Origin of the sequence: Pseudomonas sp. (assembly GCF_049590575.1) — a bacterium.
Lineage (GTDB): Bacteria > Pseudomonadota > Gammaproteobacteria > Pseudomonadales > Pseudomonadaceae > Aquipseudomonas.
This window is the reverse complement of sequence record NZ_JBAWDE010000222.1, coordinates 65819-86362: the sequence shown is the minus strand read 5'-3', so window position 1 is coordinate 86362 and position 20544 is coordinate 65819. Positions and strand designations below refer to the sequence as shown.

Below are 20544 nucleotides of genomic sequence, written 5' to 3'. Positions count from 1 at the left end.
ATGCAGACGGCTCGGTCTTGCAGATACACCGAGGTGATGCCATCGCAGGCAAGCCAGCTCCCACACTTGAAGCGCGTTTCTCCTAGTTGACCGAGGCGTTTTCGGCTTGGCTGGTGCGGCGCTTGGTGGCCGGTTCCAGCGCCTGCTTGCGCTGCTGCAACGCCTCGAGCAAACCGAAGTCCTGCGGGAAGTCATCTACCTGGATGGCGTGGTCGGCGTATTCCACGTAGCGCGCGAGCAAGGCGTCTTCGTCTTCGCTGATCAGGTCCTGCGCCCGTGCCTTGACGCGCCAGGCGGTAAAGGCGCTGGCGGAGATCGGCATCGGTTCGAGCAGGCCTTGCTTGACCGCAGGCTTGAGGCGCGCGTCGATCAGTTCCACTTGCGGCAACAGACGGAAACCCAATTCGCCGTAGGCCAGCTTGTCGATTTCCGGGCGTGGAATGTAGGAGTTGGCCAGCAGACGATCGCGGGTTTCGCCAGGTGTCTGTACCACATCCGCGATTTGGGCCAGCAACCGGTCCGAGGGCTTACGCAGTGGAATGCCGAACGGGAAACTCAAGCCGCGCACCACCGCCGCTGCGGCTTTGGAGGGGTAGTTATCGAGCACTTCGGCCAGCGCTTCATGGGCGCGCAGCAACGCGTCCTGGGCCGCCCAATGCACCAGCGGCAGATCCGCCTGGGGCCGGCCGTCATCCTCGAAGCGCTTGAGCACGCAGGACAGGATGTACAGCTGCGACAGAATATCCCCCAGGCGCCCGGTGATGCTTTCCTTGCGCTTGAGGGCACCGCCCAGCACGCCCATGGAGATATCCGAGATCAGCGCCAACACCACCGACAGCCGATTAGCCTGGCGATAGTAGGACGTCAGCGCCGGGTCGGTCTTGGACGGCGCAGAAATCAACCGCCCGCCCGTAAGGGAATGCACCGCCGCACGTACGGTGTTGGCCAGCACAAAGCTGATATGGCCGAACATCGCGCTGTCGAAGGCTTCCAGGGCCTGGCGCCGGTCCGGGTTGCGCGCCGCTTCCATTTCGCGGAACACATAGGGATGGCAGCGGATCAGGCCCTGGCCAAAGATGATCAGGCAGCGCGTCATGATGTTCGCGCCCTCTACCGTGATCGCGATCGGGCTTTGCTGGTAGGCGCGGGCCAGGAAATTGTTGGGCCCCATGCAGATACCCTTGCCGGCGACGATGTCCATGCCGTCGTTGACGATCATTCGTGCACGCTCGGTGACGTGGTATTTGGCAATCGCCGAGATTACCGAGGGTTTCTCGCCTGCGTCCAGGGAGGCCACCGAGACCTTGCGCACCGCATCGCAGGCGTACAAGTGCCCGGCCATGCGTGCCAACGGTGCCTGCACGCCTTCGAACTTGCCGATCGGCAGGCCGAACTGTTTGCGCATCGCCGCGTAGGCGGTGGTACCGCGCACCGCGACCTTGCCCAGGCCGACGTTGGCCGACGGCAGGGAAATCGCGCGGCCGGCGGCCAGGCATTCCATCAACATGCGCCAGCCGTTGCCGACTTGCTCACGGCCGCCGATCACCCACTCCAGCGGAATGAATACATCCTTGCCGGTGGTAGGACCGTTCTGGAACACCGCGTTGAGCGGCCAGTGACGGCGCCCGCTGTTCACGCCTGGGTGGGACGTCGGGATCAGCGCGCAGGTGATGCCCAGCGAGCCGGGCGCGCCGAGCAGCCCTTCAGGGTCCTCAGCGCGGAATGCCAGGCCGAGCACGGTAGCAATCGGGCCCAGGGTGATATAGCGCTTGTCCCAGGTCACTTTGAAACCCAGCACTTGCTGACCTTCGTGCAGGCCTTTGCAGACGATGCCCAGGTCGGGAATCGCCCCGGCGTCCGAGCCGGCATAAGGGCTGGTCAGGGCAAAACACGGGATGTCTTCGCCCCGCGCCAACCGCGGCAGGTAGTAGTTGCGCTGGGCATCCGTGCCGTAATGCAGCAGCAACTCGGCCGGGCCCAGGGAGTTGGGCACCATCACCGAAATCGCCGCCGCCGAGCAGCGCGTCGACAGCTTCATCACCACCTGCGAATGCGCATAATGCGAGAAGCCTTTGCCGCCGTACTGCTTGGGAATGATCATGCCGAGGAAGCCGGCGTCCTTGGTGTACTGCCAGCCTTCGGGCGACATGTCCTGCCAGACCTGGGTGGTTTCCCAGTCGTTGGCGATGTCGCACAGGGTTTCCACTTCATTGTCGAGGAAGGCTTGTTCCTCGGCGCTGAGGCTCGCCGGTGCGGCGTGCAGCAAGCGCTTCCAATTGGGCTTGCCGCTGAACAGCTCGGCGTCCCACCACACGGTGCCGGACTCGATGGCCGCGCGCTCGGTGTCGGACATCGCCGGCATGATCGTGCGAAACAGGCCCAGGGCCTTGCTGGTCAGCAAGGTGCGGCGCAGCGGTTTAATCGTCATCAACAACGCCGGCAGTACCACCAGCAGTGCCGCGACCGTAGCACCGAACCCGGCGACCACAGTGAACAGGTAGCCCAGCGCCAGCCAGACCAGGCCAGCGCCCAGCCACAACGTGGCGGCCGCTTGTCGATACGCCAGGGCAATCGCCGCTGCGAAACCCACCAATAACCAGATAACCATGGGGATACCTCTACTCGATTCAGGGCGTGGCACGCGTGCGCGAGGTCGAAATGACCTGCGACGTAAACCACACTACAAACTTGGAAAGCTAAATTCAAATTTTGTTTTGAAATTTTTATTTAATGCCAGGGCGAAAAAATAGCGGGCTGAAGGGGTCAGCCTGCTCAAGTAACAGCACGGATTTCCTTACAGAATGGGGAAGGCAACAAGATGCGCTTGGTACCCTCCTCCACCCTTCCCTTGATGTCAGAACGCGTAGGTGGCCGACAGGCTGACCACGTCGCCGGACGACTCGGCTTTACCATTGAGGCTCGCCTCCCCCAGGCGATCAACGTTTTTGGTTTTCAGTTTCACTTCCTGCACAAACTGATGGGAGTAAGCAACGTCAAGGCTCAAGCCCTTGATAGCCTTCACATCGTAACCAGCACCGAGCGACAGGAACGTACGGTCGCCATCTGGAATCCGTGGGTCACGGGTCGAATTGCGGGTGGGCGTCTGGTCAATGGCGACACCGGCACGCAAGGTCAGCTCATCGGTGGCGCGGAAATCGCCGCCGAGGGAGTACATCCAGGTATTTTTGTAGTTGTAGGGAATCGACACGATGGTCGAACCACCGGAGTTGAGCGTCAGGTCTTTGAACGACGACCACTCTGTCCAGGCGACACTCGCGCCCAGGGTGAAACGATCGTTGAACTGGTGCACCCAGTCCAGGCCTGCGGTAGCCGGAATGTCCAGGTTGACGCTGGCATGTGCGCCGTCGGGGTGCAGTTCCAGCCCAGGATAAGCCGTACTCACCAACGTACCGGTGCCGCCGAAGGGGCTCGGTTGCGTCATGAGGTTGTAGGAGAACTGATCGGCGTAGATGTTGTACTTGCCGGTCATCTTGTTCTTGATCTTGGCGTGGTAGTTCAAGCCCAGGGTGTCTTGATCGGTGGGTTTCCAGACGATGCCGGTAAACCAGCCTGCCGAAACGTTATCGACCTTGACGCGCATCAGTGCGCTACCGACATCCGACGGAAAATTGATTCCGCCCAGCTCCGAATCGGACACTGCCGCAGCCGATAACAAGTCGATGTTCTGGCTGACGAAGCCCTTGCTGTGTTGCACGATCACACCGCCGCCGATGGAAAACTGATCGTTGACTTTGAACGACAGGGAGCCCGTCAACCCTACGGTTTCGATTTTGGTGTCCACGGCAAAGTCGCGCAATTTCGAGTCCTGATCCCAGGTGGAACGCATACCCTGCGGGACGACCTGGCTCAAGCCGAACGCGAAACGGTCGCCCAGGGGCATGACCATGAAACCGGTCGGCAGCCAGGCCGTAAAGCCGCCTTGGCCACCGTCGTTGTTATTGAGCGTGGTCGCCGTGCCATCCGGGAAACCATCGGCATCCAGCGGCGTGCTGGAAATCGGGTTGCCCGCATAATCAGAGGCATCGCCCTTGTACTTGATCTTGATGCGCGCGTAGTCGACGGTGAATTGCGCGACGTTGCGTTCGACAAAGGCCATGGCCGCCGGGTTGTTGTACGCCGAGCTCGGGTCGTTCTTGAACAGCGAACCGCCAGCGAACGCGCGGCCCCAGCCTGGCGCGCCGTAGGTGGGCGTGGAAAAGCCGCCGGCCTGTGCGGGCACGGTTACCATTGCCCCGCCTATCAACGCCAGCCCCAACCAAACCTGCACATGTTGTTTCTTATTATTCATGCGGCACTCCTTATTGTTATCTCTCTGAGCCAGCCCTGCCGGTTCGTCTTGCGGCTTGCACTTCATGAACTGGCGCCCGCTACAGGCGCCAGTTTTTCAACGGGTGATCAGCCCTTCGTTCTCACGCGGCCATCAAGGCACGATGGTCAGTGCAGGGCTTGGGGTCACGCTCAGGCTCACCACGGTGCAGCTGCCGCTCAGGGTCTGGTTGGAAGCGGTCAGCACACCGCCGCTGTAGCCCACGGCGATAGTGGAAGGACCGCAATTGGAGGCTGGGTACAGAACCGACTTGGCGATGGTGTAACCCACGTTTGTCACCGAACCGACAGCGGCGCCGGTGGCGGTCAAGGTCCAAGGCAGACCGGTGATTTGAGGCAGTGCGCACAGGCCACCACCGGTGACCGCCACGCCGGTGATCTTGGCAACGCCGGTCGCATCGACATTCCCGGTAAACGTGGCACCGCAGTTAACGGTGGCCTGGAAGGACGATGGCGACTTCACCGAGATGGTGCCTGGCGCGGTGAAACTCGTACTGACGGGAGAGATGCTGTAGGCATTCGCCATCGAAGCAGCACCCATGCAAACAGCCAAAGCAGACAACGATACGAGGGTTTTCAAGCTTTTCATTGTTTTTCCTCACATGTTATGGCGAAGTCATTTCGCCAGGGGTAATGGCCATGAACGAGAGGTCACGGTGAATCTGCAGAACTTCCCTTTCCAGCCAAATTTCAATTCGATTACCGCTGAAACAGCTGACGTTTATTCAACAACCTTGAAGGTGGGCGGCATCTTGATCGACACCGTTTTTATCTTGCAGTCTTCGCCAATCGGTACATTGGCCGCTTCCAACTTGCCGGTGGCGTTATCCCAAGTACCCTCGGCGGTGGAAGGCCCGCACTTGCCGCCCAGGCCAAACGCGTGAACATCCACGCTGATCTTCGACATGGAACCGCTCTTGGTATCCTTGGCAACTAATACCCAGGGCAAGTTGATGGCTTCGACCCGGCTGCACTTGAGGCCGCCGTCGAATTCAACTTTGTCGACATTGACAGAAGAGCCGTCTGCCGCGACCTTGCCGGCCACCTTGATGGTGCAGTCGGCACTGATCAGCGCGCCTTTGGAGAAGCTGATCGGGCCTTGCGCGGTAAAGGCGCTGCCGGCCGGTTCGATCCGCGCGGCCTGGGCCTGGTGATAGACGATCAGGCCCAGCGCGGCTAACACGATAGGGGCAGTGAACTTGGCAGGTGATTGCATGGTGTACGTCCTTCCCTTTAATTATTGTTGTCCGGGTCAAACAAATGACGTGCAACTAACTCGGTAAACCTCGGGCGAAAGAGGCCTGCGCGGCACACAGGCCCCGAGTTCGCCAACCGCGTGTTACTTCAGATTAAAAAGGCTTGGCACTGTTGCTGTACTTCTCCAGGTACTTCAACCGTTGTGAAGGTTGAAGATTGGTCAGGGTAATATCCCCGGCATAATGATTGAGGACTCGATGGTCCATGCGGCGGCGCCACAAGTACGGTACATACGCCCACACAATCATGCTCGCGTAGCCATACGGAAGTTGCGGCGATTCATCAAAGTGACGCAACGACTGATAACTGCGGGTGGGGTTGGCATGGTGATCGGAGTGCCGTTGAAGTTGGAACAAAAAGATATTGGTGACAATACGGTTGCTGTTCCATGAGTGCCGAGGCGAGCAGCGTTCATAACGGCCGTTGGGCAACTTCTGGCGTTTAAGCCCGTAGTGCTCGACGTAGTTCACCACTTCCAGCAACGAGAACCCGTAGATGCCCTGGATGATCAGGAACGGAATCACCGCCGCGCCAAGCCAGTAAATCATCGCGCCCCACAACACCACGCTGTACATCCAGGCACTGAGCACGCCGTTCTGCCAATGCCAGGCCGGCAGTCCGAGTTTGCGCAGGCGCTCGCGCTCCAGGTTCCAGGCCGAGCGGGCGCTGAACCACACCGAGCGCGGCAGGAAGGCCCAGAAACTCTCGCCCAGCCGCGAGCTGGCGGGGTCTTCCGGGGTGGCGACGCGCACGTGATGGCCACGGTTGTGTTCAGTGTAGAAGTGCCCGTAGAAGGTCGGCGCCAGGGTGACCTTGGCCAGGAACACTTCCAATGCGTTGGGCTTGTGCCCCAGTTCATGGGCGGTGTTGATCGCGATGCCGGTGGCGGCGCCGGTCGACATCGCCATGCCCAGGTAGGTGAACCAGCTCGGCTCGCCATGCAGCTGGGTGCGCGCGGTGAGGTAGCTGGCCGCGTGCGCCAGCCAACTGGAAGGGTCCAGGTTCGCCGCCGCCTGCACCAGGCCACCGCGAATGATCCAGTCGATGCCGCCGGCGGCCAGCCAGCCGGTGATCACCACCGATGAGACAACGAACACCACGCCGGTGTAGACGATCCAGCGGTAGTAGCGTTGGGATTCGAGGTGGTTGACGGCGGATTCGGGCGGGTTGCTCAGGTCTTCACCGAGCAGGCCGTCGATCAGCGGGATCAGGCCGAAAATCACCAGCACACCGACCCACCACAGTTGCTGGACGCCGGTGGTGATTGCCAGCGCGCCCGACAACAACGGCGTGGCCAGCGGCATGATGCCCAGCCACCACAGGTGACGCTTGCCATCAGCCCACGCGCTTGGCGCTGCCACAGTCGGGTTCATGGCAGCCTCCGGGAGAGGCGGGTTGGCAGGGACGCAAAATACAGGTTCAGGGAGCGTTGAAAGCTCCGGGAAATCAACCATGCGATAAAAGACGTTTTTTTCATTTTTATTCGCTCTTAGGCATTTCAAAAATCATTTCAAAATAAATATTGAAATATTTTTTTAAATAAATAGCGCGGAATCGTTAGGTCGTCAACTACTTTTTCCAACCCTTTTGAACGTGACCCGGCAGTCTCTTTTTCAGTCGTTTGGTCAGGTCTCTAGGGCAAGCATTTGCGCGATCCGCCTGCGCGTCGGGGGTCAGCCTCATTGACTCGCCAGGGCAAAGGGCGGCTGCAAAACCGTGGCAGTTTCGGCCGGCCGCACGCGCTTGGCCACGTGCTGCACCGCCTCCGCCACGCGTGCCGTGGCGGTAATCGGCAGCATGTGCCCGCGCCCCTCCACCACCTGCAGCTTCAGCCCAGGCACCTTGTCGGCCAGGGCCTGGCCGTGCCGGCGAAAGTCCAGCACCTTGTCTCGCGCGCCGTAAATCAACCCAATCGGCAGGGTCAGATGCGGGTAGCGCTTGACCATGTCCGGCAGGTCATCGTTGACCAGGGAAATTTCGCTGGAGGCCGCGTAGAAGTTGTCCGGGCGCATGCCCAGCAGCCCGCCGCCACGGGTGGCGAAATCGTCGGGGGCCGGATCGGGTGCGAATACCCCCTTGACCACCGTGCGCCGGGTCAGCAGCCCGATGGGCAGGGTCAGGGTGTGCGACACCCAGCGCCGCAGCCAGCCCGGTCGCACCGCCAGCGACCAGAACACCACGGGCAAACTCGGCTGCGGATGGGTCAGCGGCGCCACCAGCACCAGGCCCGAGACCGACTCGGGATGGTCCAGGGCCAGCGCCAGGGCGATTGCGCCGCCGAGGGAATGCCCCAGCACCAGCGGCTTGTCCAGGCCCAGCGCCTTGATAAAGCCCGCGATTTGCCGAGCCTGGGCCGGCAGGTCCGCCGCAGTACCCGTATGGCGAGTGGAATAGCCCGACCCCGGACGGTCGAGGCTGATCACACGGAAATGCTCACACAACTGGCCGGACAAGGCATACGTGAGGTTGCGGCTGCTGCCCATCAGCCCGTGAATCATCACCAGCGGTGGGCCCTTGCCCTCGTCGACATAATGAAAGCGCTCGCCATCGACCTCGACAAAGCGCCCGTTGATCGGAACGGTGGTTTCAATCCGCCGTGTCATCCAGCGGCTGACCCCCCACAGCACGGCGCTGACGCCGATAAACACCGCCGCAGCAATAACCCACTCAACAGCCATAGCTCGGTCCTCTGCTTCCCTGCCGCTGGCGGCCCGACCGGAATTGATCAAGGCCTCAGCCATCGTCCACACCCTGGACCTGAACTGCGTGCATACCCTGCTCGTCCGTCGGACAAGTCGCATATGAACAACCCAAGGCTAGCGTAGGCGATATTTTCAGGTAGATTATTTAAAATCTTTTTTAAAATAATTAATTCAATTTTCCTTTGCAATGGTGTTCTATCTAAAAGACACAACAAAAAGCAGGAGCACAGGAAACTGCCTATGAATGCCCACAACGATTCAATCGACATCGCCATCATCGGCTCCGGCTTTGCCGGCCTGTGCATGGCCATCAAGCTCAAGGAAGCTGGGTTCAGCGACTTCTTCGTCGCCGAGCAGGCCGATACCCTTGGCGGCACTTGGCGCGACAACCATTACCCCGGCTGTGCCTGCGATGTGCAGTCGCATGTGTACTCGTTTTCTTTTGCACCCAACCCGGACTGGACGCGGCAGTTCGCGCCGCAAGCGGAAATCCGCGCTTACCTGGAGCAATGCGCCCAGCGTTTTCAGTTGGCGCCCTACCTGCGCTTCGGCATGGGCCTTGAACGCGCGGTGTTCGATGCGCAGCAACAACGCTGGCAGTTGAGCTTCAGCGATGGCCGGCAGGTCAGCGCGCGGGTGCTGGTGTCGGGGATGGGCGGGTTGTCGCGCCCGGCGTTGCCGGATATCCCGGGGCTCACGAGCTTCAAGGGTAAAAGCTTCCATTCCCAGCAGTGGGACCACGACTATTCGTTGAAGGGCAAACGCGTGGCGGTGATCGGCACCGGGGCCAGTGCCATTCAGTTCGTGCCGCAGATTGCGCCGCAGGTGGCGCACCTGGACCTGTTCCAGCGCACCCCGCCGTGGATCATGCCCAAGCCCGACCGCGCGGTTTCAGCGACCGAGCGCTGGCTGTTCAAGCACCTGCCCTTCACCCAGCGCCTGGTGCGCGGCGCGTTTTACTGGGCATTGGAAGGCCGCGTGGTGGGCTTTGCGCTGCACCCACGGCTGATGAAAATGGTGCAGAAAATCGCCCTGCGCCACCTGCACCAACAAGTCGCCCGCCCTTCCCTGCGCAAAACCCTGACGCCGGACTACACCATCGGCTGCAAGCGCGTGCTGATTTCCAATGACTACTACCCGGCGCTGTCGCGCAGCAATGTCGAGGTGGTGACCGAGCCTGTGCAGCGCATCGAAGCCGACGGGGTGATCACCGCCGACGGCATCAAGCATCCGGCGGACTGCCTGATTTTCGGCACCGGTTTCCAGGCCACCGACCCACTGCCGCGCAACTGCATCATTGGCCGCGACGGTGTCGACCTGATGGACACCTGGCGCGACGGCGCGCATGCCTACAAGGGCACCACGGTGCCGGGCTACCCCAACCTGTTCCTGATCGTGGGCCCCAACACCGGCCTGGGGCACAACTCGATGATCCTGATGATCGAGGCCCAGGTGACCTACATCCTCGATGCGCTCAAGCACATGCAGCGGCATCGCCTCGCCAGCGTGGACGTCAAGCCCGAGGTGGAAAGCGCCTACAACACCCAGTTGCAGGACAAGCTCAAACGCACCATCTGGAACACTGGCGGTTGCCAAAGCTGGTACCTCGACCCGCGCACCGGCAAGAACACCACCCTGTGGCCCGGTTCGACCTGGCGCTTCAAGCAAGTCACGCGCCACTTTGCGCTGAAGGACTACAAGGTCAGCCTGGCAGCGGTCGAACCGCCCGTACGCCGAGTGCCTACATCCCACACCACTGCTGAAGGGAGCCTGTCATGAAGTCATTCAACGGCCGCGTGGCGGCGATCACCGGCGCCGCGTCCGGCATGGGCCGCGCCTTGGCCATGGCCCTGGCACGCGAAGGTTGCCACTTGGCGCTGGCGGATAAAAACAGCCAGGGGCTGGAGCAGACGCTCGAGTTGATCAACGTGTCGACCCTGGCGCCGGTGCGAGTCACCACCCAAATACTGGATGTGTCCGACCGCCAGGCCATGGAGGCTTGGGCCGCGCGCTGCGTCGCCGAGCATGGCCAGGTCAACCTGGTGTTCAACAATGCCGGGGTGGCGCTGTCGAGCACCGTGGAAGGCGTGGACTACGCCGACCTGGAATGGATCGTCGGCATCAATTTCTGGGGCGTGGTGCATGGCACCAAGGCATTCCTGCCGCACCTCAAAGCCAGCGGCGACGGCCACGTGATCAACACCTCCAGCGTATTCGGCCTGTTTGCCCAACCCGGGATGAGCGGCTACAACGCGACCAAATTTGCGGTGCGCGGCTTTACCGAATCCCTGCGCCAGGAACTCGATATGCAGCGCTGCGGCGTCTCGGCGACCTGCGTGCACCCCGGTGGCATCCGCACCGATATCTGCCGCAGCAGCCGCATCGACGCGAACATGACCGGCTTTTTGATCCACAGCGAACAGCAGGCCCGCGCCGACTTCGAAAAACTGTTTATCACCGACGCCGACCAGGCCGCCAAGGTCATCCTGCACGGCGTACGCAAAAACAAACGCCGCGTGCTGATTGGCCGCGACGCGTATTGCCTCGACCTGCTCGCGCGTTGCCTGCCGGCCGCCTATCAAGCGTTGGTGGTGTTTGCCAGCAAGCGCATGGCGCCCAAACCCCGCACGCCGGTGTTTGAAACCAACGACGAGTCCCGCCTCTGAACAGGAGCACGCAGCATGTTGCCGATCCGCCGCGATATTCATTTCGACCTGCCCGCCGAGCGCATCAAGAACTGGCACGAGCAAGGGCCGTTCATCACGCATTTTTTCAACGCACTGTCGCTGTTATTCCCCCAGGGCGAGCTGTTTTTCATGGACAGCGTGCGCCACTACCGCCAACGCATCGAAGACCCGGCGCTGAAAAAACAGATCCAGGGGTTTATCGGCCAGGAAGCCATGCACAGCCGTGAGCACGTCGCCTACAACGACCTGCTGCAAGCCGCTGGCCTGCCGGCGCATACCCTGGATCGCCGGCTGAAATTCATCCTCGACCTGCAAAAAAAACACTTCGCGCCGTCGTTCAACCTGGCGATCACCATTGCCCTGGAGCACTACACGGCGATGCTGGCGGAAATCCTGCTGAGCGACCCGTCGCGCTTTGGCGATTCACTCAAGGGTTACCAGCAGATGTGGTACTGGCACGCCCTCGAAGAAACCGAACACAAGGCGGTGGCCTTTGATGTGTGGAACGCGGTGATCAAGCCGGGGCCCAAACGTTACCTGCTGCGCACCGGCACCATGCTGACCACCACGGTGTTTTTCTGGCTGGTGGTCCTGGATTTTCACCTGCGCCTGCTGATTGCCGACCGCAAGTCTGTCGGGTTCCTCAAGGGCTTCTGGCGCATGCTGAAGTTTCTGTACGGGCCCAAGGGGGTTTTCCCACGGATGGCGGTGCCGTGGCTGCACTACTTCAAACCTGGCTTCCACCCCTGGGACCACGATAACCGCGCGCGCCTGGCACGCATCGACAGCCTGGTCGAGGACATCGAAAACACCCGCCGCAGCTACTAGGCCTGGGCCATGGCTGCGCGCTCGCGCACAAAGCCTTGCAACTGATCGCCGGGCAGCGCCTTGCTGAAGTACCAGCCTTGAATAAACAATTCGGCGCCGGTATTCAGGAAGGCCAACTGCTCGGCGGTCTCCACGCCTTCCACCACCACCCCCAGGTTCAGCGCCTCGCAGAAGCGCAGCAGGCCGGTCATCACCAGAGCGCCCTTGGGGTCATGCTGGGCCACCACGAAACTGCGGTCGATCTTGATAAAGTCCACCGGAAACTGGTGCAGGTAACTCAAAGCCGAAAACCCGGTGCCAAAGTCATCGATATACACCTTGGCGCCGATCGCCTGCAGCTTCTGGATAATCCGGCGCGTGGCCTGGCTGTCGCTGACCAGCGCGTCTTCGGTGATTTCCACCGACACTTGCCCGTGGGCCTGGGCCAGGATCTCCACCAGGCGTTCGCCATAGGTGGCATCGGTCAGAGTGGCGCTGGAGATATTGATGGTCATCGGTAGTGCAAAACCCAGCTTCTGCCACTGCAGGTATTGGCGCACCGCCTGGGACGCCACCCACACATCCACGTCCGGCATCAACTGTGCCTGGGCCAGCCACTGCAGAAATTCCCACGGCGAGTGCACCGTGCCCTGGGCATCGCGGGCGCGCATCAGCGCTTCACAACCGGTGCACAGCCCGGTGCGGGTCGAGACCTGCGGCTGGTATTCGAGGTAGAACTCGTAGTCGCTGATCTGCTGGATATGGCTCAGTTCGCTGGCCTGGCGCGCCAAGTGCTTGTGGGACGCCAGCACCGGGTCCAGCTCGCGCAACCGGCCTTTTTCTTCCAGGCCACGGAAGGTCATGTCCAGGGACTTGAGGTACACCGTGCCGCCTTCGGTGGCCTGGCGGTGGATCGCGCGCACATAGGGCGCGTAGACCAAGGTGCCGAGGCCCAACAACGCGACTTGCAGCGCGACGGCCGCCAAGTCACCGTGGGTACTCAGGTAGGCGTTGAGCAACACCGGCGCGGTAAACGGTACGCTGACCACCGCCGGTGACACCCAGCCCATGCCCACCACGCTCAGCGCCAACAGAGCATTGATCGCAGGCACCAGCAAAAACGGGATGAACAGGCGCGGGTTGAGGATGATCGGCAAGCCGAACAGCAGCACCTCGCTGACGTTGAACAGCGACAGCGGCACACTCGCCATCGCCAGCAAGCGCATGGATTTGCTCTTGGAAAACAGCAGGATCGCCAGCAACAGGCACAACGCGCCGCCCGAGCCGCCGATAAACGCAAAACTGCCCAGCAGGCCGCTGTTCAATACATATTTGATCGGTTCGCCCGCCGCCAGCGCTGCGCTGTTGAGCACCACCGCCTGGTCCAGCACATCGAACAGCGGCTGCATGGCGTACACGCCGTGGATCCCGAAAAACCACAGCAGCGAATTCATCAGGGTCACGAACAACCCGCTGCCGTAGGGCGACTCCAGCGCATCCAGCACCTGTGGCCCCTGCAACTGCGCCACATAAGGCACCTGCAGCAGCAGCGACAGCACCAGCACCAAGCCCAGGGCAGTGATGATCCCCGGCAATACCATGTTGATCGCGCCCCGCAGGTTGTGCCCCACCAGTTCCTCGTTGACCAGGCGGGTCCAGCGGTGACGGTGCAGCCAGGCAATCGCCGGCACATTGAGCAGCGGCGAGGCAATCGCGATAAACAGCACGAAGGTGGCCGACGCCCGCGGGTATTCACGCAGGATAAACGTCGCCACCACCACATGCGCCAGGCACAGAAACGCCACCGGAAGTTGCGGCAGGCGGTGCTGGATCGCCAACATATACCCGATCGACGCGGCCACCAGCAGCGGTATCACCGAACTGATCTGGTTGTGCAGCCCCGCCAGGAACGTCACGACCGAGGGGTCGAAGCCCAGCACCCTGGCGGATTCGGACAGGATCAAAAAACCGGCCGACACCAGCAGGCACGGCAGGATCCACAGCAACCCTTCACGAATTGCACGCAGCGACTCGGTGCTGGCCAAGGCGGCCAGGCGTTGGGTAAAGAAAAGCTTGAACAGCGTTTGCGCCATGACCGTTCCTCTGCCCATCGCACCCTGCCCGTGGTTGGCAGGCCTGAAAACCCTGGGTAACGCTACACGTCCTGATGCGGTGAGCGAAAGCCTTTTGCCAAGGCAGGCTATAGTCAATCATGACGTTGCGGTTTGTGCGCGAAGGCGTGATCTGTGCCAGCCATGCGCGCCACCGCAATATATAGGCTATCGGCGTAGTTTTCCTCCTGAAGGAGTGGGAGCCCGACACCAAGGAGGTCCATTTACCATGCACGACACATTACGCCCGTTATTGCTCAACGCGTTGCTCTGGCTGTGTGCGGTCACGCTACTGTTTGCAGCCCGGGAATTCGCCGGCCCCACCGACAACGGCTGGCTGGACCTCACATTGGTGCTTATCGCCTACGTGCTATTGTTTTTACTGGCGCCGATGCAAAAATCCATACACCGCCGCTTGCGCAAACGCCACCAGCGCCGCGAAACCCGTCACCGCCCCGAACACGGAGCCTGACCTACCAGGAGTACCGCTTTGTCACCACCCGGCGATAACCACCAGCGCGCCCTCGACAGATTCTTGAATGAGCATCCCGAGGTCGCAGCTGAACTCGACACCCTGAACCCGCTCGCCGCCCAGGCCAAGGGCGAAACCCTCGCGCACTACCGCGCCGAACGCCTGCATGAAGCCTTCGAAGCCGAAGCCGAACGCCTGGGTCTGTTTGCCTGGGAGTTGACACTCAAGCTGACCACGGACTGCGCTGAAGACTTTGAAACCCAACGCCTTGAAGTGCACCGCGAAGTGGCGCAGATGGCCGGGTTGAGTTGGGATGAATATTGCAAACTGCATGATTTGGCGGGTTCAGGCCAAGGCTAGAGGAACCAGTGCCGCTGTCGACCCGCCAAGGCTTCGCGCAACTCGGCGACGGTGATGCAGCGCCGTTCCGGGTCCATGGCCAAGGCTGAACGCAGCGCCGGCCAGTACTGCCTCGGCAGTCGAGGCGGCCGAGGCAGTCGCTGACCGGTCTGCCGCTCACCGGGGCGCCGGCCTTCGGCCAATTCATACAGTACGCACGCTGCGCCATACAGGTCGGTACTGGCCGACAGTGCACCGCCAGCCAGCAGTTCTGGCGCCGCATAAGCCGGTGTCCAGGCACTCAAGCGGCTGCGGCTCAAGCCGGGCAACCCGGCGGCAGCCTGTGCCTCGGCGTGGCCCAGGCCAAAATCGAACAAACGCAGCCTCTTCTCACCCAGCATGACGTTGGCCGGTTTCACATCGCCATGCAGCACGCCTTGCCGGTGGGCGTAGGCCAATGCATCCAACAGTTGCAGCGCCAGGGGCTGCAACGCCGGCCAAGGCATCCCTTGCGGGCACTCCATGAGCATGCGGTCCAGGGTCATGCCATGCATCAGTTCCATGGTGAAAAAGGCCAACTGGTGGTCGACGTCGACCTCAAACGAAAACGCCCGCACCACGTGCGCGTGCTGCAGGCTGCGGGTCATCGCGAACTCGCTGTACAGCAGGACGTGAGCGTCGGGGCACGCGGATAAACGCCCGCCGAGCATTTTCAAGGCCACACTGGCGCTGGGCTCGCCGAACGCCTCATGCAGCAGGTCCCTGGCGCGATGGACCACGCCCATGCCGCCCGTGCCCAGGACCCGTTCCAGCCGATAGCGACCGGCGAGCAGGTTCGGCAGTGCTGCCTCCTCGGTCATGGTTGGATGACCACGGCGGTCAGGTCATCCCGCGCAGGGCCTCGCAGCACGTGGCCGAACAATTGGTCCACCACTTGCCGTGGCGTATCCAGGCTCATGGCGCCGCCCAGCTCGCGATGGCTGACGCCCTGGTACAGGCCATCGCTGCATAACAGAAACACATCCCCAGGATGAATGTTGAGTTCAAGTACCTCAAGGCTCAGGGGTTGCGGGGCTCCAATCGCGCGGGTCAAGGCCTTTGCGCCCGGATAAGCCTGAGCCTGCGTCAGACTCAAGTGCTGTTTATCCATCAACTGTTGCTGCAGCGAATGGTCCCGTGAAAGCTGATACAGGCGCTGCCCTCGCCACAGGTAACAGCGGCTGTCCCCGGCCCAGATGCAGGCTGCGCGGTTGTTTTCCAGCAGCAGCGCAACCACGGTACTACCGACGATCGCCGTTTGCGCCAGCGCCTTTCCCAGCTGAGTGTCGAGCCCTCGCAGGCAGTGCCGGACCGCTTCGATTCGTTGCTCGAAAGTACCCAGGCCCGGTAACGACGCAAGGCTGCTGACCACCGAACGACTGGCGATATCCCCGGCCTGGTGGCCACCCATCCCGTCGGCGACGGCCCAGCAACCGCGTTGCGGGCAATCGAGAAACGCGTCCTCGTTACGCGCACGCTGCCTGCCTTGCAGCGTACGCCCGGCGCTGCGCCAGGTGTGCGCCTGGCTCACAGCTGCTCCGGCAAGCGAAACGTGCGCCATGCCGCCATCTGAAACGGGCTGGGGCTGCGCTGGCTGGTGAGCAGGTAATTAGCGCGCAGGCCGGCCAGGTCAGCCTTGAGCAGGTAGGCATCCCGGCCGCTGGCGGATTCACTTTGCAGCAGGTCAAAGAAGCGGAACAATGACCAGTCCCCGTTGTTTTTTTCGATCCCCAGCGGCCGCTCCGCGCCTCGCTCCAGCACCAGGCTGCTGCGGCTGTTGCCCGTTTCGCTGGGCCACTGGAACGCTATAGGCACGATGGGCCCATGCCGATACTCCAGCGCCTGGTCGCCGACTTGCAGGATCGCCCGGCTGACCGCCTGGTCCAGGCTATAGGGCGCCAGCGTGAAGCGCACGGCCCATTCACCCTGATCCTCGGTAAAAAACCCCTGGCGAATCATCTGCGCTTTGTTCAGTTGCTCCAGCAGTGAACGCGAGATTGGCAAGCTGCGACCGTCCAGAGCGCGCAGTCGATAACGGTTGCCCTCGACGCTGACAAACGGCTTCAGATAACTCTCATAAAAGCGTGCCATGGCGCCCCGAGGTTTGAAAAACTCCTGGAAATCGCCCAAGGCAACATCACTGGCGGCATGGGCCTCGAACGGGTAGCGCCGCTGGATCGCCTTGGCATACACGCCATACACCTCGCTTTGATAACGCTGGTTCACATGCGCATAGGCACCATCAAGCAACTGGCTCCAGGTGTCGTCGGTCACTTCGTCGAACCAAGCCTTGAGCGGAGCAGGCAAACGCGCAGCGGCGTTACGCAGAGAACTCAATTGCGGCAGTTGCCCGTCCATGCGCTGCTTGACCATTCTGAATGCCGCTTGCTCAGGCGGACTCTCCCGCTCCAGCGCCAACAACTGCAGGTGTAAGTCGTCCAGCAGGCGCAAGGCCTGCGTCAACTCCGCGCCGGGGTTCTGCTCCTCATCAAGCAATTGATGCAACGGTTCGAAGCGACGCTGTAACGCACGTCGGGCAGCATCCGGCGCGGCCTGGCTCGGTAACTGGCTGCTCAGCGCGCTTGAGGCCGCGGCAATCACCCCTCCAGCCTGCTCGCCGGCGGCTTCAAGCCGCCCAGGCGTCGGCACCAAACGCGTGTTTTCACGGACCTGCTGCAACAGGCGAACTAACGCCGAATCGGCCGACGTCAGGCCCGCGAGCCGGTTGGCGCCCTGCCCCAGGCTGTCAGTTTGCTGCAACCGGATGCGGCCGAGGGCCTGGCTCCAGACCTCGGCGTATTCGCTGAAGTAACGCTGTTCCAGTTCCAGCATCAGCCTGCGCAACTCCATGGCACTGAGGTCGGTGCCTTCGCCGAGCACCCAGTTATCCTGGGCAATGGCATTGACCAGCCGAGGGCCCTGCTTTTCGAAATACTGCAGATACTTTTTGGTGTAGAACGCCGGTATGGGCGGCTCAAGCCTGGCGAACACTTCGCCATCAGCGAGGCGGTAGGGCTCCAGGCTGCGCGCTTCTTCGCGCAGTGTCCGGTAGATCGCTTGCGCCAGCGACTCCCCTCGCAGCACCTGGCGTGCCTGGGCCACCAGCGCATCGTTCAAGGGGGCTGCAAACGGTTGCTCAAACAGCTGCGCAACGTGTTTGTTCAAACGCTTCTGCGCCGACGTATCCGCTGCAAAACGTGCGGACCAGAGGCCTGCCAAATGCTCCGCCAGCCACGTCGTATCGCGACGCTCGCGCAGGTTGAGCATCAGGTACGCGCGCAAGCTGTCCAGTAGCCGCTCGCGCTCGCCAAGGTCGGCCCGCACCTGGCCTTCAAGCAGGACCGCCACCTGCGGCAGTAGCTGCTCGCGCAGGGTTTGCGCATAGGCCTCGGCCAGCGGCGCTCGAACCTCGTCGCCTTGATACAGTCCGGCCCGATCAACCCAGCGGGCGTCTGCCACGGGTGCAAATACCTGCGTGGCTGCCAGACGACTGTCCAGCAGCGGCAGCAGCGCCAGGAGCGCATCCGAACCGGGCTCGGCGGGCGGCAGGGGTTTGCTCAAAGCCTGCAGTTGCACCAGCCGCTGATGGTTGAACGCATAACTGTTTGCCCATAACCACCCGGCTGCACCGATGACCACGGTTGCGGCCAGCGCCAACAGCCCTTGACGCCGACGCAGGCGTCGGCGTTCCGGGGTATGCAACCCGGCAAGGCCTGCCTCGGCAAAAATCACCCGACTGAACAGCCCCTGCACAAAGTGCGGTCGTGTATCGCCCGACTTCGCGCACGTCAGGTAGAACCCTCGCAATCCATTGATACGTTGAGAGCGATTGGCGCCAAACGCAGACTCGACAAACAGGCACAAGCGCTCGCCGATACGGGCCGCCTGCCGCGGAAAATCCAACATCCGGCCACGGCGCTCGACACTGCGCTCCTGGTGCAAACGAGGAATCAGCTCTGCTCCCAGGCGCTGGAGCAGCGTCTCGAACGTTTCGCGTACCTTGGCAGCCTCGCTTCCAGCGCTGCCAGGGACCAGGCACCCGCCCAGCACGTCGTCCAGGCTGTCGCCCTGTGGTGTATCAAAGAACTCGGCAAACCCGGCCAACCGGTCAGCCTGGGTCAACACCAGATACACCGGCACATCCACATGCAGCGTCTGCTGGATATCCTGCAAGCGACTGTGTACCTGACGTGCATGAAGCTCCAGGTCGTGCTCATTGCTTCCCAGCAGCGTATCCACCGAGAGCGTCACCACCACGCCGTTCAAAGGGCGCACCCGGCGCCGCGACCGGAGCAGGCCGAGCAACGTCGACCAGCCCGCTGCGTCCACGGCGTGGTCTGGCTGGGTCAGGTAGCGCCCCGTGGTCTCTACCAGAACGGCTTCGTCGGCGAAATACCATTCACAAAAGGCGGTTGCGGCCGGGGGTATTGCTTCGACCCGATCAAGCGGAAATTGCAAGCCGCTGGCGGCCAACAATCGGGTCTTACCACTGCCGTGCTGCCCGATCAACAAGTACCAGGGCAACTCGTTACGCCAACGCTCGCCGCGCTCACCGTAGCGGCGAGACGTTTTCAGGGTCTGCAGCGCCTCCTTGAACCGCCACCGGACCTGTTTCCGTTCGTCGTTGACCAGGTCTTGGCGCTGGTAACGCGCCTGATGTTCAGGCTGCTTGAATCGCGCACCGCGACGCGCGTCGACGACGACCATCGCCAACCCCCACAGCAGGAACAAACCACTCACGGTGAGCAAGCGCGCCGTCGCGCCTTGCCAGAACCGGTGGTCGTCCACCGCCAGCAGCGGTCCGAAAAACCACACCAGCAGCGCAATGGAAAGCACCAGCAACAGGCTCCAGAGCCAAATTTTGCGCAGCATAGTGCCCGCGCCCTTGAAGAATGCGTTCATTCATTGCTCTCTGCGTTACAAGGGCGTCTGAGCCTGGTCCGACGCCAAAGGTTGGAAAAGTTGCATTAACGTCATGCGTTCGTTGCCAAGTACCCAGGCAAATCCCAGGTACATCGCCAGCACACAGGCCAGCCCCACCACTGCCACCCATGGGGCGGAAAGGTTGCCTATCCGAGACTGGGGTTTCTGCCCTGTACCGGGTGGTGCAGTCACTGAAAGTCGGTCGCCGCGTACATGTCTGATCTGTCGGTAAAGGGCATCACTGACCGCTTCAAGCTGAGCCACGCCCCGCTCCATCACGCGGTATTTACCTTCGAACCCCATCGACAGGCACAGGTACATCAATTCGAGCATGGCCACGTGTTTGACGGGATCACGCGATAGCCTCTCCAGTAACAGGAAGACCTTCTCGCCACCGAAGGTTTCATTATGAAATCGACTCAGCAGGCTGGTCCTCGACCAATCGCTACGGCTGCCCCACGCCGTGGTCACCACCGCCTCGTCAATCACACTGCACAACACATACCGCGCAGACATCACCTGCGCCGCCTCGACACCCTGGTGCAAGGCGTGTGTTTCAAACGTCGAGATGCCCGATGAAAAACGATCATTGAGGGCCTGCAGGTTTTCACGCCCCGAACTTGTCTTGAGCAAGACAACCTGCGCCAGCAGTTCCCACGCCGCTGCTACCAAGGGGTTGGCCCCCAGGTTGAAGGTAAGTGAGCCCTGTAGCCGGGCGGTGTAAATCATGCGGTCTTCCAGTTGCTCGAACCGCGGCGGCAGCGGAAAATCCGTCACCGCGCCCTGCGCCGGACCGAACCCCTCACGGTCAAGCAACACGGTTTTTTCGTCCTGCGCGTACTCACTGTTCATCGTCATGG

General features: G+C 61.7%; 16 protein-coding genes. 5 read left to right on the top strand and 11 right to left on the bottom strand.

What is annotated here, in order from left to right; translation table 11 throughout:
* Nucleotides 1-82: 82 nt before the first annotated feature.
* The 6 genes from WBR57_RS15280 to WBR57_RS15255 all read right to left on the bottom strand — a co-directional run bounded on the left by WBR57_RS15280 (nt 83) and on the right by WBR57_RS15255 (nt 8282).
* Nucleotides 83-2608 carry an acyl-CoA dehydrogenase gene (locus tag WBR57_RS15280; RefSeq protein ID WP_424084534.1) on the bottom strand — a complete coding sequence of 842 codons (2526 nt, stop codon included), beginning with the start codon at nt 2606-2608 and terminating at the stop codon, nt 83-85.
* 246 nt (nt 2609-2854) lie between these two features.
* Complete coding sequence (locus tag WBR57_RS15275) at nt 2855-4309, bottom strand: outer membrane protein transport protein (RefSeq protein WP_424084533.1); 1455 nt, start codon at nt 4307-4309, stop codon at nt 2855-2857.
* 132 nt (nt 4310-4441) lie between these two features.
* On the bottom strand, nt 4442-4936 hold the full coding sequence (gene praB, locus WBR57_RS15270) for an alkane oxidation protein activator PraB (RefSeq protein ID WP_424084532.1): 495 nt from the start codon (nt 4934-4936) through the stop codon (nt 4442-4444).
* Between the two features lie 132 nt (nt 4937-5068).
* Nucleotides 5069-5563, bottom strand: coding sequence for an alkane oxidation protein activator PraA (gene praA / locus WBR57_RS15265; protein WP_424084531.1), 495 nt, complete (start codon nt 5561-5563; stop codon nt 5069-5071).
* Between the two features lie 133 nt (nt 5564-5696).
* Nucleotides 5697-6977 carry an alkane 1-monooxygenase gene (locus tag WBR57_RS15260; RefSeq protein WP_424084530.1) on the bottom strand — a complete coding sequence of 427 codons (1281 nt, stop codon included), beginning with the start codon at nt 6975-6977 and terminating at the stop codon, nt 5697-5699.
* Nucleotides 6978-7283: 306 nt separating this feature from the next.
* Nucleotides 7284-8282, bottom strand: a complete 999-nt coding sequence (locus WBR57_RS15255) for an alpha/beta fold hydrolase (RefSeq protein ID WP_424084529.1) — start codon at nt 8280-8282, stop codon at nt 7284-7286.
* A 264-nt stretch (nt 8283-8546) separates the two neighbouring features.
* Here WBR57_RS15255 and WBR57_RS15250 point away from each other — a divergent pair, with 264 nt between their 5' ends.
* From WBR57_RS15250 to WBR57_RS15240, 3 genes are read left to right on the top strand one after another with little or no spacing between them, the layout of a single operon-like run.
* Complete coding sequence (locus tag WBR57_RS15250) at nt 8547-10085, top strand: flavin-containing monooxygenase (RefSeq protein WP_424084528.1); 1539 nt, start codon at nt 8547-8549, stop codon at nt 10083-10085.
* Nucleotides 10082-10972 carry an SDR family NAD(P)-dependent oxidoreductase gene (locus tag WBR57_RS15245; protein ID WP_424084527.1) on the top strand — a complete coding sequence of 297 codons (891 nt, stop codon included), beginning with the start codon at nt 10082-10084 and terminating at the stop codon, nt 10970-10972. The genes WBR57_RS15250 and WBR57_RS15245 overlap by 4 nt, the downstream gene beginning before the upstream one ends.
* A gap of 15 nt (nt 10973-10987) precedes the next feature.
* On the top strand, nt 10988-11821 hold the full coding sequence (locus tag WBR57_RS15240; protein WP_424084526.1) for a metal-dependent hydrolase: 834 nt from the start codon (nt 10988-10990) through the stop codon (nt 11819-11821).
* On the opposite strand, the gene WBR57_RS15235 is transcribed toward WBR57_RS15240, so the two are convergent.
* Nucleotides 11818-13893, bottom strand: a complete 2076-nt coding sequence (locus WBR57_RS15235) for a PTS sugar transporter subunit IIC/EAL domain-containing protein (protein WP_424084525.1) — start codon at nt 13891-13893, stop codon at nt 11818-11820. The genes WBR57_RS15240 and WBR57_RS15235 overlap by 4 nt on opposite strands.
* A gap of 247 nt (nt 13894-14140) precedes the next feature.
* On the opposite strand from WBR57_RS15235, the gene WBR57_RS15230 reads away from it, so the two are divergent.
* Together WBR57_RS15230 and WBR57_RS15225 are read left to right on the top strand one after the other, a co-directional pair.
* Nucleotides 14141-14383 carry a hypothetical protein gene (locus tag WBR57_RS15230; RefSeq protein ID WP_424084524.1) on the top strand — a complete coding sequence of 81 codons (243 nt, stop codon included), beginning with the start codon at nt 14141-14143 and terminating at the stop codon, nt 14381-14383.
* Between the two features lie 18 nt (nt 14384-14401).
* Nucleotides 14402-14743, top strand: a complete 342-nt coding sequence (locus WBR57_RS15225) for a DUF6388 family protein (protein WP_424084523.1) — start codon at nt 14402-14404, stop codon at nt 14741-14743.
* On the opposite strand, the gene WBR57_RS15220 is transcribed toward WBR57_RS15225, so the two are convergent.
* Genes WBR57_RS15220 through icmH form a run of 4 tightly spaced genes read right to left on the bottom strand, consistent with a single transcriptional unit; the run spans nt 14740 to nt 20542 of the window.
* Entirely contained in the window at nt 14740-15582 is an 843-nt protein-coding gene (locus WBR57_RS15220; protein ID WP_424084522.1) for a serine/threonine-protein kinase, read from the bottom strand. The genes WBR57_RS15225 and WBR57_RS15220 overlap by 4 nt on opposite strands.
* Entirely contained in the window at nt 15579-16322 is a 744-nt protein-coding gene (locus WBR57_RS15215) for a PP2C family protein-serine/threonine phosphatase (protein ID WP_424084521.1), read from the bottom strand. The genes WBR57_RS15220 and WBR57_RS15215 overlap by 4 nt, the downstream gene beginning before the upstream one ends.
* Nucleotides 16289-19663, bottom strand: a complete 3375-nt coding sequence (tssM, locus tag WBR57_RS15210) for a type VI secretion system membrane subunit TssM (RefSeq protein ID WP_424084520.1) — start codon at nt 19661-19663, stop codon at nt 16289-16291. The genes WBR57_RS15215 and tssM overlap by 34 nt, the downstream gene beginning before the upstream one ends.
* A gap of 15 nt (nt 19664-19678) precedes the next feature.
* On the bottom strand, nt 19679-20542 hold the full coding sequence (gene icmH / locus WBR57_RS15205) for a type IVB secretion system protein IcmH/DotU (protein ID WP_424084519.1): 864 nt from the start codon (nt 20540-20542) through the stop codon (nt 19679-19681).
* Between the last annotated feature and the right edge of the window lie 2 nt (nt 20543-20544).

What these genes read in the sequence shown, in the direction of transcription:
- WBR57_RS15220 (WP_424084522.1), bottom strand. Translation starts at nt 15,582, where the DNA reads ATGACCGAGGAGGCAGCACTGCCGAACCTGCTCGCCGGTCGCTATCGG.
- WBR57_RS15235 (WP_424084525.1), bottom strand. Translation starts at nt 13,893, where the DNA reads ATGGCGCAAACGCTGTTCAAGCTTTTCTTTACCCAACGCCTGGCCGCC.
- WBR57_RS15245 (WP_424084527.1), top strand. Translation starts at nt 10,082, where the DNA reads ATGAAGTCATTCAACGGCCGCGTGGCGGCGATCACCGGCGCCGCGTCC.
- WBR57_RS15260 (WP_424084530.1), bottom strand. Translation starts at nt 6,977, where the DNA reads ATGAACCCGACTGTGGCAGCGCCAAGCGCGTGGGCTGATGGCAAGCGT.
- WBR57_RS15255 (WP_424084529.1), bottom strand. Translation starts at nt 8,282, where the DNA reads ATGGCTGTTGAGTGGGTTATTGCTGCGGCGGTGTTTATCGGCGTCAGC.
- icmH (WP_424084519.1), bottom strand. Translation starts at nt 20,542, where the DNA reads ATGACGATGAACAGTGAGTACGCGCAGGACGAAAAAACCGTGTTGCTT.
- WBR57_RS15275 (WP_424084533.1), bottom strand. Translation starts at nt 4,309, where the DNA reads ATGAATAATAAGAAACAACATGTGCAGGTTTGGTTGGGGCTGGCGTTG.
- praA (WP_424084531.1), bottom strand. Translation starts at nt 5,563, where the DNA reads ATGCAATCACCTGCCAAGTTCACTGCCCCTATCGTGTTAGCCGCGCTG.
- tssM (WP_424084520.1), bottom strand. Translation starts at nt 19,663, where the DNA reads ATGAACGCATTCTTCAAGGGCGCGGGCACTATGCTGCGCAAAATTTGG.
- WBR57_RS15215 (WP_424084521.1), bottom strand. Translation starts at nt 16,322, where the DNA reads ATGGCGCACGTTTCGCTTGCCGGAGCAGCTGTGAGCCAGGCGCACACC.
- WBR57_RS15240 (WP_424084526.1), top strand. Translation starts at nt 10,988, where the DNA reads ATGTTGCCGATCCGCCGCGATATTCATTTCGACCTGCCCGCCGAGCGC.
- WBR57_RS15230 (WP_424084524.1), top strand. Translation starts at nt 14,141, where the DNA reads ATGCACGACACATTACGCCCGTTATTGCTCAACGCGTTGCTCTGGCTG.
- WBR57_RS15250 (WP_424084528.1), top strand. Translation starts at nt 8,547, where the DNA reads ATGAATGCCCACAACGATTCAATCGACATCGCCATCATCGGCTCCGGC.
- praB (WP_424084532.1), bottom strand. Translation starts at nt 4,936, where the DNA reads ATGAAAAGCTTGAAAACCCTCGTATCGTTGTCTGCTTTGGCTGTTTGC.
- WBR57_RS15280 (WP_424084534.1), bottom strand. Translation starts at nt 2,608, where the DNA reads ATGGTTATCTGGTTATTGGTGGGTTTCGCAGCGGCGATTGCCCTGGCG.